The 13,872-nt window shown below is 35.2% G+C and carries 12 protein-coding genes; 10 read left to right on the forward strand and 2 right to left on the reverse strand.

What is annotated here, in order from left to right; all coding sequences use genetic code 11:
- Positions 1 to 18 precede the first annotated feature (18 nt).
- Positions 19 to 444, forward strand: a complete 426-nt coding sequence (locus LNP23_RS14480; protein ID WP_230001731.1) for a glycosyltransferase family protein — start codon at positions 19 to 21, stop codon at positions 442 to 444.
- Between the two features lie 529 nt (positions 445 to 973).
- Positions 974 to 1,861 (forward strand): carbon-nitrogen hydrolase, encoded by an 888-nt coding sequence (locus LNP23_RS14485; protein WP_230001732.1) that lies wholly within the window; start codon positions 974 to 976, stop codon positions 1,859 to 1,861.
- A 72-nt stretch (positions 1,862 to 1,933) separates the two neighbouring features.
- On the opposite strand, the gene LNP23_RS14490 is transcribed toward LNP23_RS14485, so the two are convergent.
- Positions 1,934 to 3,457, reverse strand: a complete 1,524-nt coding sequence (locus LNP23_RS14490; protein ID WP_230001733.1) for a choice-of-anchor I family protein — start codon at positions 3,455 to 3,457, stop codon at positions 1,934 to 1,936.
- Between the two features lie 186 nt (positions 3,458 to 3,643).
- Here LNP23_RS14490 and LNP23_RS14495 point away from each other — a divergent pair, with 186 nt between their 5' ends.
- The 4 genes from LNP23_RS14495 (at position 3,644) to LNP23_RS14510 (ending at position 7,739) form a co-directional block, all read left to right on the forward strand.
- A complete protein-coding gene (locus LNP23_RS14495; RefSeq protein WP_230001734.1) occupies positions 3,644 to 4,684 on the forward strand; it encodes an agmatine deiminase family protein in 1,041 nt (346 codons plus the stop codon).
- 286 nt (positions 4,685 to 4,970) lie between these two features.
- Entirely contained in the window at positions 4,971 to 5,666 is a 696-nt protein-coding gene (locus LNP23_RS14500; RefSeq protein ID WP_230001735.1) for a hypothetical protein, read from the forward strand.
- Between the two features lie 31 nt (positions 5,667 to 5,697).
- On the forward strand, positions 5,698 to 6,525 hold the full coding sequence (locus tag LNP23_RS14505; RefSeq protein ID WP_230001736.1) for an AraC family transcriptional regulator: 828 nt from the start codon (positions 5,698 to 5,700) through the stop codon (positions 6,523 to 6,525).
- A 56-nt stretch (positions 6,526 to 6,581) separates the two neighbouring features.
- Positions 6,582 to 7,739 carry an agmatine deiminase family protein gene (locus LNP23_RS14510; protein WP_230001737.1) on the forward strand — a complete coding sequence of 386 codons (1,158 nt, stop codon included), beginning with the start codon at positions 6,582 to 6,584 and terminating at the stop codon, positions 7,737 to 7,739.
- 820 nt (positions 7,740 to 8,559) lie between these two features.
- On the opposite strand, the gene fahA is transcribed toward LNP23_RS14510, so the two are convergent.
- Entirely contained in the window at positions 8,560 to 9,843 is a 1,284-nt protein-coding gene (fahA, locus tag LNP23_RS14515) for a fumarylacetoacetase (protein WP_047776404.1), read from the reverse strand.
- Positions 9,844 to 9,951: 108 nt separating this feature from the next.
- Here fahA and glyA point away from each other — a divergent pair, with 108 nt between their 5' ends.
- The 4 genes from glyA to LNP23_RS14535 all read left to right on the forward strand — a co-directional run bounded on the left by glyA (position 9,952) and on the right by LNP23_RS14535 (position 13,807).
- Positions 9,952 to 11,226, forward strand: coding sequence for a serine hydroxymethyltransferase (glyA, locus tag LNP23_RS14520; RefSeq protein WP_047776584.1), 1,275 nt, complete (start codon positions 9,952 to 9,954; stop codon positions 11,224 to 11,226).
- A gap of 200 nt (positions 11,227 to 11,426) precedes the next feature.
- Entirely contained in the window at positions 11,427 to 12,020 is a 594-nt protein-coding gene (locus LNP23_RS14525) for a MiaE family protein (RefSeq protein WP_007810758.1), read from the forward strand.
- A gap of 227 nt (positions 12,021 to 12,247) precedes the next feature.
- Positions 12,248 to 13,288 (forward strand): GMP reductase, encoded by a 1,041-nt coding sequence (locus LNP23_RS14530; protein WP_230001738.1) that lies wholly within the window; start codon positions 12,248 to 12,250, stop codon positions 13,286 to 13,288.
- A gap of 21 nt (positions 13,289 to 13,309) precedes the next feature.
- On the forward strand, positions 13,310 to 13,807 hold the full coding sequence (locus tag LNP23_RS14535; RefSeq protein ID WP_047776407.1) for a GNAT family N-acetyltransferase: 498 nt from the start codon (positions 13,310 to 13,312) through the stop codon (positions 13,805 to 13,807).
- Positions 13,808 to 13,872: the final 65 nt, after the last annotated feature.

Genomic DNA, 13,872 nt, shown 5'->3' on the forward strand with positions numbered 1-13,872 from the left:
AACAAATAAATATTTTATATGAAAAATTTTAGATTTAAATCAGGTTTAGTAGCTTTGTTCTTGTTAATTGGATTGTCTTCATGTAGTAGTGATGATGATAAGAAAGAAGCAACACCAGATCCGGTAGTTGTTGTAACTAAAAATGCTTTTGCAACTAAATTGGAAGGTCCGGCAACTGGAAAAGTGAATGCAGAACTTAGCTATGATGTAACATTTATGCCAGAGACTGCTTGTGGAGAATTTAATAAATTTACAGAAGCTACAATTGGTGCCGATAAAGGGTTACAGGTTGAAGTAAAATATGCATCTCCTGTATGTGTACAAATAGTTCCGGATGCTAAGAAGGCAGTCTATAAATTTAAATCTGCTACAAAAGGAACTTTTAAAATTAAATTCAAAAAATCAGAAACTGAATTTATTGTACATGAAGTGGTAATTGATTAATACGCTTTTGGTAATTAGTAAAAATAGCTTGCCCTTAAATTTCATTCATTTAAACATCAATCTTAGGATTGGTGTTTTTTTTGTTTTAGAAGTAATGAGGTACGTAAAAGAGAATCAAATCCAAAATTTGTAGAATAGTAGAAAATTAGATGCGAAAATTTAGTCTGTTAAAAAAAAATATACGCCACGTTTGTCCTTTCGACGAAGGAGAAATCTCCGCAAGAAACTCCGTAAAAACGAGCTCAACAAACAGAGATTTCTATTTCGTCGAAATTTTCATTTTACAGATCAATTTCAATCAGATGAAATTCAGCCTGAATTTAGGAGGATTATAGTTCGCGACTATAAGATTCTCTATAAAGAAGTGGAGGGGATTGTTTATATTGTCAAAATTTTTTCAACAAAACAAAATCCAAGTAAACAATTGTAAAAAGAACTCATAAGAGTTCTTTTTTTGTAATAGTTACTAATTGAGATCTGTTTGCCATTCCTTCAAAAATTACTATTTTTGCACTCTAAATTTTATGTCATGCCGAAAAGAAAATATAAAATAGCCGTTATTCAGTTAAACCTGAACGATGTTGCCGAGAATAATCTTAAAAAATGCATCAGCTGGGTAAAAGACGCAGCTACTAAAGGTGCTGAAGTTATATTACTGCCTGAATTATATAGCAGTCATTATTTTTGCCAAAGCGAAGATGTTGATAATTTTGCATTAGCAGAACCGCTTTATAGCACTTCATTTATTGCTTTTAGCGCATTAGCGAAAGAATTGGGAGTTGTTATTATTGTTCCTTTCTTCGAAAAAAGAATGGCAGGAATCTATCATAACAGTGCTTATATTATTGATACTGATGGAACAGAAGCTGGTTTGTATCGTAAAATGCACATTCCGGACGATCCTCATTTTTATGAGAAATTCTATTTTACTCCGGGAGATTTAGGTTTTCAAGCTATTCAAACTAAAAAAGGAAAAGTTGGAACACTGATTTGTTGGGATCAATGGTATCCGGAAGCAGCTCGTATTACAGCTTTGAAAGGTGCAGAAGTATTGTTTTACCCAACAGCAATCGGTTGGCATCCAAAAGAAAAAGAGCAATACGGAGAGAATCAATATGGGGCGTGGATGAACGTAATGAAAGGTCATGCTGTTGCAAACGGCGTTTTCGTTGCTGCCGCAAACAGAATTGGTTTAGAACAATATATCGATGGTACTGACGGAATCCAATTTTGGGGAGCTTCTTTTATAGCGGGACCTCAGGGAGAAATTTTGGCACAGGCATCACACGATCAAGAAGAAATTCTTATCGCCGAAGTTGATTTGGATTTACAGGAAAATGTACGTCAGAACTGGCCATTTTTCAGAGACAGAAGAATTGATGCTTTTGGAGATATTACAAAAAGAGCAATTGATTAATTCAATTTTTTAGATAAAAAGAAGCCGTTTCAAATACTTGAAACGGCTTTCTTTTTTATTGAATTATTGTGTTTACTTCAAACTTGGCTGGAAAATTTTAATAGTTCCGTCACCTTCACTGCTTACTACAACTAAACTTCTTTTTGTCGGACTTTTTGACGCCGGAATAAAAAGAATTCCTTCAGGAGCATCACCCGTTTTTACAGTCTGTAAATATTGTGGTGAAGCAGGATTTGTTACATCATAAGTCATAAAAGCATCTGATCTTTCTAATCCTACAAAAAGTATGTTTTGAGTACCTATTTTAGCCACTACCACTGCTTCCGGTTCAGAACCTTTATCATCACTACGTTTGTCATCATAAGTACCTAGTTCGTTGGTCTTTTTGTCCACATCATTTTTGCTGTCGTAAACAATTTTTCCGGTATTTCCGTTCCAGATCGAGAAAGAACGCGCACCAAAACTAACCATTTCGTCCAAGTCACCATCACCGTCCGTATCGCCCATATCGGCTACAAGATTTAGTCTTCCTAAATTGGTTTCCAGTTTTAAAGTAGCAGCATCTGGAAAAACGGTTGCGTCCAGTTTCATGTCTTTCATTCTTTTGATATCGCTGTACGCAGTATATTCTCTGGCATCACCTTCATTAGCAGTAACAAAATAAGGTACATTGTTTGAAGAGAAATGGCTAATAGCATCCGGCATAAACATTCCCTTTACTTTCCATGGGTTAAAAGCAATTTTATCATCTTTATCACTTACGTCAATTGCATTTTCGGCCGTATTGTAATTTTTCAAACCTAAAGGATAAATAGCAGTAATGGTTTTAGAGACTAAATCCACTTTTGCAACACCGTTGTTTTCTTGAAGCGTTACCCAAGCCGTTTTAGAATCATCAGAAATGGTTACATATTCAGGTTCGATATCTTGTGCAAAAGATTTAGCGAAGGTTGAAATTCTGAAACCGTCTTTTTTCAAGGCTGCGGCCTGACTGCTAAACGAACTGAAATCTAAAGTAGTAACCGCATAATTGTTTGTTACTTCGATAATCGAAATCGTTCCGTTTGGATCTTGAGAATAATCTGTATTCGGTTCCCCTTCATTAGCAGTCATTATATATTTCCCATCAGGAGAAAACGTAATCATATCCGGTAAAGCACCAACGGTAATTTGTTTAATCAGGCTGTAGTCGGCTGTATTAAAGATAACCACTTTTCCATTTCCTTGTTTGTTGATTGTAGATTCTAAAGCAACAGCTAATTTTCCGTCAAAAACAGCAACACTGTTGGAGGCACCTTGATAAGGAGTTAAGTCAATTTTGCCAATTTTGGTTGGTTTTGTAGGGTCTGATATGTCAATTACATCAATTTGATTCGTTCCGCTATTGTTAACTGTAAAAAGTCTTTTTGTTTTTTCATCATAAGCCGAAATTTCTGCTGCACCTTCGCCACCTATAGTAATGCTTCCGATTTCTTTGAAGGTTCCGGGATCTTCGTTTACAACAGCTTCGGGTTTTTCATTGTTTGAGTTTTCGTCATTATTACAGCTTGCCATTAGAAACAAAGCGGTTAATAAAGAGATACTTAGTTTTTTCATTGTGTTTGTTTTTAGTTTTTTCAAATGTAAATAGCAGAAGCTGGCTTTGTATTAAGGCTGTATTATTTAATCTTTAACTTAATTTTAGGAATTGTTTTGGACTGATTTTGATTTGATTTTCGCTTAGTTGTTTTATAATCCTTATGAATCATTATCTTTGTACTCTTTCAAATTTAGAAATGCTTTATGTCAACAAATAATAGAAGATTCCCAGCAGAATGGGAAAAACAACAGGGAATTGTATTGTGTTTTCCGCATAATGGCAATGACTGGCCAGGGAAATACGAAGCCATTCAATGGGCTTTTGTAGAATTTATAAAAAAAGTAGCCACTTTTGAAACTGTTTTTTTGGTTGTAGCCGATGAAAAGTTAAAAGAGAAAGTAGCCGGAATGTTAGAAGACGCAAGAGTAAATATGGGTAATATTTCTTTTATCATTCATAAAACCAACAGAAGCTGGATGCGTGATTCAGGACCGATTATTGTAAAAAACGGTTCAAAAAGAGAAGCGCTGAATTTTAATTTTAATGGTTGGGCAAAATATAAAAATCATCAGTTAGATAAACATGTTCCTTCTAAAATAGCTGATTTTATTGAAGTGCCGGTAACGCAGGTAATGTATAAAGGTAAACCGGTAATTGTAGAGGGTGGTGCTATTGATGTAAATGGAAGAGGAACTTTATTGACTTCTGAGGAATGTCTGATGCACCAGTCAATTCAGGTTAGAAATCCCGGATTTACAAAAGAAGATTACGAAGCTGTTTTTAAAGAATACCTGGGTGTTACCAATGTGATTTGGTTAGGAGACGGAATAGAAGGGGATGATACGCACGGACACATTGATGATTTATGTCGATTTGTAAATGAAGATACAATTGTTACTATTGTTGAAACTGATAAAACCGATTCTAATTACAAGGCTTTGCAGGATAATTTAAAACGTTTGCAAAATGCGAAGTTAGAAAACGGAAAATCTCCAGTAATTGTAGCTTTGCCAATGCCAAAACGTGTTGATTTTGGAGATCTAAGATTACCGGCGAGTTATGCTAATTTCTTGATTTTGAATAATTGTGTCCTGGTTCCAACTTTTAATGATAGTAACGATCGTGTGGCTTTGAATATTCTATCGGAGTGTTTCCCTGATCGTGAAGTAATCGGAATTAGCTGTATCGATTTTATTTGGGGATTTGGAACGTTGCACTGTCTAAGTCAGCAGATTCCGGCTTAAACAAGTGTTTTAAAATAGAGTGCCGTAAGTCGGCATTTGATAAAAGTATCCGTACATAAGCTGTACGGATATTTTTTTTTGCTTTTATTTATTCAGATGGATAAGTAATTACCAGGTCTGATGTAGTTTTATTTTTAAGATATTGAATTTCAGTGTTGTATTGATTTGTGAAAAATGTTTTAGATAGTAGATTTGTTTTAACTTTGAAGTTAAATTCTAAAGACAATTATTGCATTGCTATTGTTTTTAGAACAAAAAAAAGTCCCTAATCTAAATATACTTAAAGATGAAAAAAACAGTATTTTTCTTTTTTGCTCTTATTTCTTGTGGTGTTTTTTCGCAGCAACACGATCATGGTGCGCAGGACGAGCCTTCAACACACGGGATGGCTATCTTTGGAAGAAATAAAATTTATGCGTACCATTTACCAATGTTTCGATCTCCGCATGATTATCAGATTGTTCTGGAATTGGTTTTTGATGAAAGAACTAGACAGCAATTTATAAGGGATCAACAGCAACATCCTGAACATGCTACTTACACAATTGAACCGGAAAAGTTTATTCTACCGGACATGATTGCAAATCCCCGTCCGTTTAAAGCAAGTATTTACAGAGGGCATTTTGAACGCGGAGGCATTAAAATTGCCGAATCGGTTGCGGTAAGAATTCAGGAGGTTATTTATTTTAAGAAGTTGAGTCCAAATACGATTAAGCCAAAAACTACAGATTTTATTTTGTTTGGTAATAATAGGGAGCAGTTTGCCGTTCATAGTATTGCGAAAGCTCCGGATTTCGATCAAATTCTGCAAATAAAAACAGGAGAACGGTTAGATACGTATAAAATTTTCACTTTTGATGAAACGGTTAATGCGCCTATTGGTGTTAGCGGAAACACGATTGAAGTTAATTTTGATGGTAGAAAACTTAAAGTTGATTTGTTAAGGCAGCTTTATTTGGAGTTTGAGGATTTAAAAAACTGATAATGTTTATTTACAGCTCACATTAAAATCGATGAAAATAGAGAATATACAAAAGGTACTTACTTTTTTAGAAGACAATTATCATCGGCAAATCGAACCGGAAGAATTAGAAGCAGTTTCGAATTATTCTTATAGAAATATACAGCGTATTTTTAGTGCGATACTATTGGAAACAATAGGTGATTTTTGTACCCGGTTAAAGCTGGAAAACGCTTATAAACAGTTGATTTATACCAATAATACCATTGTAGCTGTTGCGTATGATGTTGGGTATAGCAACAATCAGTCTTTTGCGAAAGCATTTAAAAATAAATTTGAAATTACGCCTTTGCAAGCCCGCCAGAACAGAAAACCTCTTTTTGAGGAATATATAAAAGGGAAAGAAAATGACCTTTCGTTTATTGATTTTGAATACGAGTACAAAGAGAAAATACAAGTTTATTCTAAAACGCTTATCAGTAATAATTACAATAATGTGGCGATAAATGAGCTATGGGATGCGATTATTGAAGAGAATAAAACGATCCCACCTTACAATTGTTTTGGCGTGATTGTGGATCAACCTATAATTTCAGATAAAGAGAAATCAAGGTATGAGGCCTGTATCGGCACCTGTGTTAATCCAAAATTATACCTTTCGAAGGCTATTTTTGGAGGCTGGTATGCGAAGTATATTCATCTTGGTGATTTTGATAAAATTGAAGAAACCTACCGAAAAATATATTACCGATGGCTTTATGAGAGTGACTATGAATTAGGAATTTCTCCTATTATAGAACAGTATATTGATGATGAAAAATCGCCAGACCAACTAACAACAGCAATATACGTTCCCGTAAAACGAAAGTTGTCAAAATAAGACAATCTTGATACTCAGACATATTCTAGTTTTGCCTATCTAAAAAAATATACATCATGATTAAATTTCAATTCTTAATTTTATTTACTTCGATGGCTGCTCCAATCTTTAATTCTTGTGCCGGCGACGAAGGTACTGCAGAGGTAATCGGTAAACCTGATCCTACACAAATAGTGTATAAAATGCCCGAAGAATCAGAACCACATGAAGGGACGTGGTTGCAATGGCCACATCAATACCAACACGGTGTTACCTACAGAAACGAACTGGACGAAACTTGGGTAGCAATGACAAAAGCGCTGCAATCTACCGAAAAAGTGCATATTATTGCTTACAATACCGCTGAACAAACGAGAATTACTAATTTATTAAAAGCAGCAAATGTTTCTTTAACTAATGTTGATTTTAAAATTCATCGTACAGACGATGTTTGGGTTAGAGATAACGGACCAATTTACGTACGTGACGCTCAGGGAAAACTAGTGATCGAAGACTGGGGATTTAATGGTTGGGGAGGCAAATACGATTCAGCGAATTGTGATGCAATACCAAGCGCGATCGGAGCTGACACCGGAGTAACCGTATTGAACTTAAATAATGTAATGGTAAACGAAGGTGGTTCGGTAGAATTAGACGGTCATGGAGTATTAATGGCAACTAAAAGTTCTATAATCAGTCAAAAAGCTAGAAATTCGGTTAGAAATAAAGGAATGAGCCAAGCTCAGGCGGAATCAAATTTTACGAAATATCTTGGAGCTACAAAATTCATTTGGCTTGAAGGAGGTTTTAGCGAAGAGGATGTTACAGATATGCATATCGATGGGATCATGAAATTTGCAGCTGGTAACAAAATGATCACAATGAGTAATTCTGATTTATCAGGTTGGGGACTGATAGATTCGGATATTGCGATTTTAAATGCAGCCTCAAACACTAAAAACGAAGTGTATACAAAAGTAATTTTGCCACTTACGCAGAAAAATGTAGTGACAAAAACAGGGAAAGCCCTTGGTTACAAAGGGAATTACATTAATTTCTATATTGCTAATGGTAAAGTTTTGGTTCCAAATTATAATGATCCAAATGATAGTGTTGCAAATAAAATTATTGCAGGTCTTTATCCGGGAAGAGAAGTTGTCGGTATAGATGTAAGAAACTTATACGCAAATGGCGGAATGGTACATTGTGTTACCCAACAGCAACCTAAGCAATAGCATTATTAAATTTTAAAATGTAAAAAACTTGTTAGTGAAGACTAGCAAGTTTTTTTTATGTCTTCAAATTAATATAATTCGTTTTGCGGTGTGGTTGATCTCTCGCAGAGTCGCGAAGACGCAAAGTTTTTAAGATTTTTTCACGCAGATTTTGCAGATTCTTATTCATTGCTTTCCGCGAAAATCCCCTAAATCCGCAAAATCTGCGTGTTATTTTATTTAAGTATATCCAGTACTTTGAGTAAAACACAAATCGGCTTCGATTATACCTAGCTTACGTATTTTTCGCTATTTTGTAGGGAAGTTGCAGAATTGCAAGGTTTTTAAGGTTTTTTCACGCAGATTTTGCAGATTTTTGATTATTGCTTTCCGCGAAAATCCGTTAAATCCGCAAAATCTGCGTGCTATTTTATTTAAGTATATCCAGAAGACTAACAAGTTTTTTTTATCGTCAAATTAATATAATTCATTTCGCAGCGTGATTGATTTCTCGCAAAGTCGCAGAATCGCAAAGTTTTAAGATTTTTTTTCACGCAGATTTCACAGATTTTTGATCATTGCTTTCCGCGAAAACCCGTTAAATCCGCAAAATCCGCGTGCTATTTTATTTAAGTATATCCGGTCCTTTCAACAAAACACAAATCGGCTTCGATTAAACCTTACTTACACGTTTTTCGCTATTTTGTAGGGTATAGAGCTTAACGTAATAAAGTAAAAACTTTGCGTATTTGCGACTTTGCGAGAGAAACAACGTAAACAAAAAAAAACTTGTTAGTCTTCTAACAAGTTTTTTATATTATTCAGGCAATTCATTTGCTCTTCATTGTCTCACAAAAGGAGGTAATAATTGGCTGGCAACTTCACCAAAACCAATACGAACTTCATTAGTTTCACAGAAACCTCTGATGATTACGGTATCATTATCTTCTATAAATTTACGTTCGCTTCCGTCCTTTAATTTTAATGGATTTTTTCCTCCCCAGGTTAGTTCTAACATCGAACCAAAGCTGTCCGGTGTTGGTCCTGAGATAGTTCCTGAACCCATCATATCGCCAGAATTTACACGACATCCATTAGAAGTGTGGTGTGCTAATTGCTGACACATTGACCAGTATAAATATTTAAAATTTGATTTAGAAACAACCGTTTCTTCCTGATCTAAAGGCTGAATAGAAACTTCTAAATGAATATCGAAAGCTTTTTTTCCTTTCGTTTGTAAATAAGGAAGCGGAGCCGGATCTTGTTTTGGGCCTTTTGTTCTAAAAGGCTCTAATGCATCCATAGTTACAATCCAAGGCGATATAGAAGTCGCGAAGTTTTTTGCAAGGAAAGGCCCAAGTGGTACATATTCCCATTTCTGAATATCACGGGCACTCCAGTCGTTTAGTAAAACCATTCCGAAAATATAATCTTCGGCTTCGTAAGTTGGGATATTTTCGCCCATTACGTTTACGTCTGTAGTAATAAAAGCAGTTTCCAATTCAAAATCAACTAATCGGGAAGCACCAAAAACGGGTGTTTTTTCTCCATTAGGTAATGTTTGTCCCATTGGTCTGTGAACCGGAATTCCAGACGGAACAATCGTAGAACTTCTTCCATGATAGCCTACCGGAATGTGTAACCAGTTTGGTAATAAAGCATTTTCGGGATCACGGAACATTTTACCTACGTTTGTAGCGTGTTCTTTACTAGAGTAAAAATCTGTATAATCACCAATTAAAACCGGTAATTGCATTTCAACATCGTCGATCTTGAAAATAACGATATCACGATCTTTTGTCGAATCTCTAAGTTGTGGGTTGGTTGCATCAAAAATATCTGCGATGCGGTTGCGGACCAGGCGCCATGTTTTTTTTCCGTCAGAAATAAAATCATTAAGCGTGTCCTGCATAAACATATCATCAGTTAAATCTATTCCGGAGAAATAGTTTAATTGTTGTAAAGCTCCTAGATCTATAGCGTAATCGCCAATTCTGGTTCCTACTGTAACGACATTTTCTTTGGTAAGAAATACACCGAAAGGAATATTCTGAATAGGGAAGTCGCTATTTTCAGGCACTTCTAACCATGATTTTCTTTTGGTATCGTTGGCGGTTATCGGCATGTGAATGTTAATTATTTGTTGAAAAATTACTTGTCAAATATATCATAATCTAACTGTATGACAAACGTTTTTTTGTATTTTTGCATCAAATTAACGAAAAACGAAAAAATGCAACGCGACGAACAAATTTTTGACCTTATACTAGAGGAACAGGACAGACAAATTCACGGATTAGAACTTATTGCTTCAGAGAACTTTGTAAGTGATGAAGTAATTGAAGCAGCCGGGTCTGTTTTAACGAATAAATACGCTGAGGGATACCCTGGCAAAAGATACTACGGAGGATGCGAAGTAGTAGACGTAATCGAGCAAATTGCTATTGACAGAGCCAAAGAATTATTTGGTGCTGAATATGCAAACGTACAACCTCACTCAGGTTCTCAAGCAAATACAGCAGTTTACCATGCTTGTTTGAACCCTGGAGACAAGATTTTAGGTTTCGATTTGTCACACGGTGGTCACTTGACTCACGGTTCACCGGTAAACTTTTCAGGACGTTTATACCGTCCGGTTTTTTATGGTGTAGATGCTGAAACAGGTCGTTTAGATTACGATAAAATTCAGGAAATTGCTACTAAAGAACAACCAAAATTAATCATTGCAGGAGCTTCGGCTTACTCACGTGATATGGATTTTGCACGTTTCAGACAAATCGCAGATAGTGTAGGAGCAATCTTATTTGCGGATATTTCTCACCCTGCAGGTCTTATTGCAAAAGGATTATTAAATGATCCAATTCCACATTGTCATATTGTTTCTACAACAACACATAAAACATTACGCGGACCTCGTGGAGGTTTGATCTTAATGGGGAAAGATTTTGAAAACCCACAAGGTTTAAAAACTCCAAAAGGAGAAATCAGAATGATGTCTTCTTTGATAGATTTAGCTGTTTTCCCAGGAAATCAAGGTGGTCCATTAATGCATATTATTGCTGCTAAAGCTGTTGCTTTTGGAGAAGCTTTAAAAGACGAATTCTTTACTTACGCTATGCAATTGCAAAAAAATGCAAACGCTATGGCGGATGCTTTTGTAAAAAGAGGATATAACATTATTTCTGGAGGAACTGACAACCATATGATGTTAATTGACTTAAGAAACAAAAACATTTCAGGAAAAGAAGCTGAAAACGCATTAGTAAAAGCAGAAATTACAGTAAATAAAAACATGGTTCCTTTTGATGACAAATCACCATTTGTAACTTCAGGAATTCGTGTTGGAACAGCTGCAATCACAACTCGTGGTTTAGTTGAAGCTGATATGGAAACTATCGTAGCTTTAATTGACAGAGTACTTGTGGATCACACTAACGAAGCAGTGATCGAAGAAGTAGCAAATGAAGTAAATGAAATGATGAGCGAAAGACCGATTTTCGTTTACTAAGAAATAAGTTTCAAGTTTAAAATTTCAAGTTTAAAGTTTTGTGTTGGTTTAAAACAGCACAAAGCTTTAAACTTTTTTTAGTTTTTATTTCAACTAAAAATGAGACAAAGAAAACCTGAAACAAAAGAAACCTGAAACAAAAGGAGACCTGAAACAAAAGGAGACCTGAAACAAAAGAAAACCTGAAACAAAAAAAGAATATGGGTGTATTAAGATTACAACTGCCAACTGACCCTAGATGGGTTAATATAGTAGAGAAAAACATCGAGGAAATCCTGACAGATCACGCTTGGTGCGAACAAAAAGCGGCTACAAATGCCATAACGATTATCACAAATAATTCTGAGCATCAGGATTTAGTGAAAGATTTATTGGCTTTAGCGAAAGAAGAAATCGATCACTTTGAGCAGGTGCATAATATCATCATCAAAAGAGGTCTTAAACTAGGACGCGAGCGCAAAGACGATTATGTAAATGAATTGTATTTGTACATGAAGAAAAGCGGTGATGGCAGCAGAGTTTCCGGTTTAGTGGAAAGATTATTGTTTTCAGCAATGATTGAAGCCAGAAGTTGCGAGCGTTTTAAAGTTTTATCTGAAAACATTCAAGACGAAGAGCTGGCTGTTTTTTATAGAGAATTGATGGAAAGTGAAGCCGGTCATTACACTACATTCATCACCTATGCCCGAAAATACGGAGTAGGAATCGATGTTGAAAAACGTTGGAGAGAATGGTTGGCCTACGAAGAGTCAATTATCTCAAATTACGGAAAAGGAGAGACTATTCACGGGTAGTTTTTTTTAGTTTACAGTCTCGGTTTTCAGTCTCAGTTTGTAGTTACATTTTGCCGTTCCAATTTTCCGTTCCAACAAAAATCTAAAATCTAAAATCTAAAATCTAAAATCTAAAATCTAAAATCTAAAATCTAAAATCTAAAATCTAAAATCTAAAATCTAAAATCTAAAATCTAAAATCTAAAATCTAAAATCCTTACATTTGAGAGTAACAGAAATTTAGCACCATGAGAATAGAAACTGATTTAAAATTGGGTTTTAAAGATGTGATGATCAGACCTAAAAGATCAACGTTAAAGAGCAGATCGGAGGTCTCTTTAGAACGAAATTTTAAATTTTTACACAGTAGTAGTGTTTGGACAGGAATTCCGATTATGGCTGCCAATATGGATACGGTCGGAACTTTTGAAATGGCTGAAGTTTTGGCTAAAGAAAAAATGTTTACGGCAATTCATAAACATTATTCGCTTCAGGAATGGACTGATTTTTTAGAGAAGGTTTCTCCCGATTTTTACAATTATATCGCTATAAGTACGGGTACTGGAAAAGAAGATTCTTTAAAAATCAGAGAGATTATTACGGCTAATCCACTGTTGCGGTTTATTTGTATTGATGTTGCCAATGGGTATTCGGAACACTTTGTTCAGTTTTTAAAACAAACCCGAAAGGAGTATCCTGATAAAGTTATTATTGCCGGTAATGTGGTAACCGGTGAAATGGTGGAAGAACTGTTATTAGCCGGCGCAGATATTGTAAAAGTAGGCATAGGGGCAGGATCCGTTTGTACAACACGTGTAAAAACCGGTGTTGGGTATCCGCAACTTTCAGCTATTATAGAATGCGCTGATGCTGCTCATGGTTTAGGTGGGCACATTATTAGCGATGGAGGCTGTAAAATACCAGGGGATGTTGCCAAAGCTTTTGGCGCAGGTTCCGATTTTGTAATGTTGGGCGGTATGCTTGCCGGACATACGGAAAGTGGTGGAGAGCTTATCGAAATTAATGGTAAGGAATTCAGACAATTTTACGGAATGAGTTCGAAGACCGCCATGGATAAATACGTAGGCGGTGTTGCTGAATACAGAGCAAGTGAAGGAAAAACAGTTCAGGTTCCTTTTAAAGGAAAAGTTATAAATACAATTTTAGATATTTTAGGAGGAATACGAAGCACTTGTACTTATGTAGGCGCTTCAAGATTAAAAGAGCTTACCAAACGAACTACTTTTATTAGGGTAAGCGAACAGGAAAATCAAGTTTTTACGAATTAATTTAAAGCAGTATACTTAAATATGATTACAATTTCAGAAGCAGGCAGGAATGATATTAAAATAATTCAGGATATAACCTATAAAACATGGCCTATAACTTATGGTGAAATTTTGACTGAAGAACAACTAAAATATATGCTGGATTTGTTTTACTCGGACGAAGCTTTAACCGCTCAGTTGGATAAAAAAGAACAGTTGTTTTATTTGATTTCTGACGAAAATTCGGTTTTAGGATTTATAGGAATTGAGCACAATTATAAAAAAGAAGCTATTACAAAAATTCATAAAATATATCTTTTGCCGGAAACACAGGGCAAAGGAATTGGAAAATCAGTAATGGAAAGTATTGGAAATTTTGCTTTAGAGCATAATTCAGCTTCATTGTATTTAAATGTAAACCGATTTAATAAAGCTTTACATTTTTATGAGAAAACAGGTTTTAAAATCATCGATGAAGTTAATATCGAAATTGGAAACGGTTATTTAATGGAGGATTATGTGATGGAGAAACGATTGTAAATCGAAATCAAAGCAATGTGAGATAATCTTTTAATGGTTTGAATTTTGAGTTTAACTTTCTGTCA

The organism is Flavobacterium cupriresistens, assembly GCF_020911925.1.
GTDB lineage: Bacteria > Bacteroidota > Bacteroidia > Flavobacteriales > Flavobacteriaceae > Flavobacterium > Flavobacterium cupriresistens.

What these genes read in the sequence shown, in the direction of transcription:
- LNP23_RS14485 (WP_230001732.1), top strand. Translation starts at nt 974, where the DNA reads ATGCCGAAAAGAAAATATAAAATAGCCGTTATTCAGTTAAACCTGAAC.
- LNP23_RS14495 (WP_230001734.1), top strand. Translation starts at nt 3,644, where the DNA reads ATGTCAACAAATAATAGAAGATTCCCAGCAGAATGGGAAAAACAACAG.
- LNP23_RS14490 (WP_230001733.1), bottom strand. Translation starts at nt 3,457, where the DNA reads ATGAAAAAACTAAGTATCTCTTTATTAACCGCTTTGTTTCTAATGGCA.
- LNP23_RS14500 (WP_230001735.1), top strand. Translation starts at nt 4,971, where the DNA reads ATGAAAAAAACAGTATTTTTCTTTTTTGCTCTTATTTCTTGTGGTGTT.
- LNP23_RS14525 (WP_007810758.1), top strand. Translation starts at nt 11,427, where the DNA reads ATGGGTGTATTAAGATTACAACTGCCAACTGACCCTAGATGGGTTAAT.
- LNP23_RS14530 (WP_230001738.1), top strand. Translation starts at nt 12,248, where the DNA reads ATGAGAATAGAAACTGATTTAAAATTGGGTTTTAAAGATGTGATGATC.
- LNP23_RS14510 (WP_230001737.1), top strand. Translation starts at nt 6,582, where the DNA reads ATGATTAAATTTCAATTCTTAATTTTATTTACTTCGATGGCTGCTCCA.
- LNP23_RS14535 (WP_047776407.1), top strand. Translation starts at nt 13,310, where the DNA reads ATGATTACAATTTCAGAAGCAGGCAGGAATGATATTAAAATAATTCAG.
- glyA (WP_047776584.1), top strand. Translation starts at nt 9,952, where the DNA reads ATGCAACGCGACGAACAAATTTTTGACCTTATACTAGAGGAACAGGAC.
- LNP23_RS14480 (WP_230001731.1), top strand. Translation starts at nt 19, where the DNA reads ATGAAAAATTTTAGATTTAAATCAGGTTTAGTAGCTTTGTTCTTGTTA.
- LNP23_RS14505 (WP_230001736.1), top strand. Translation starts at nt 5,698, where the DNA reads ATGAAAATAGAGAATATACAAAAGGTACTTACTTTTTTAGAAGACAAT.
- fahA (WP_047776404.1), bottom strand. Translation starts at nt 9,843, where the DNA reads ATGCCGATAACCGCCAACGATACCAAAAGAAAATCATGGTTAGAAGTG.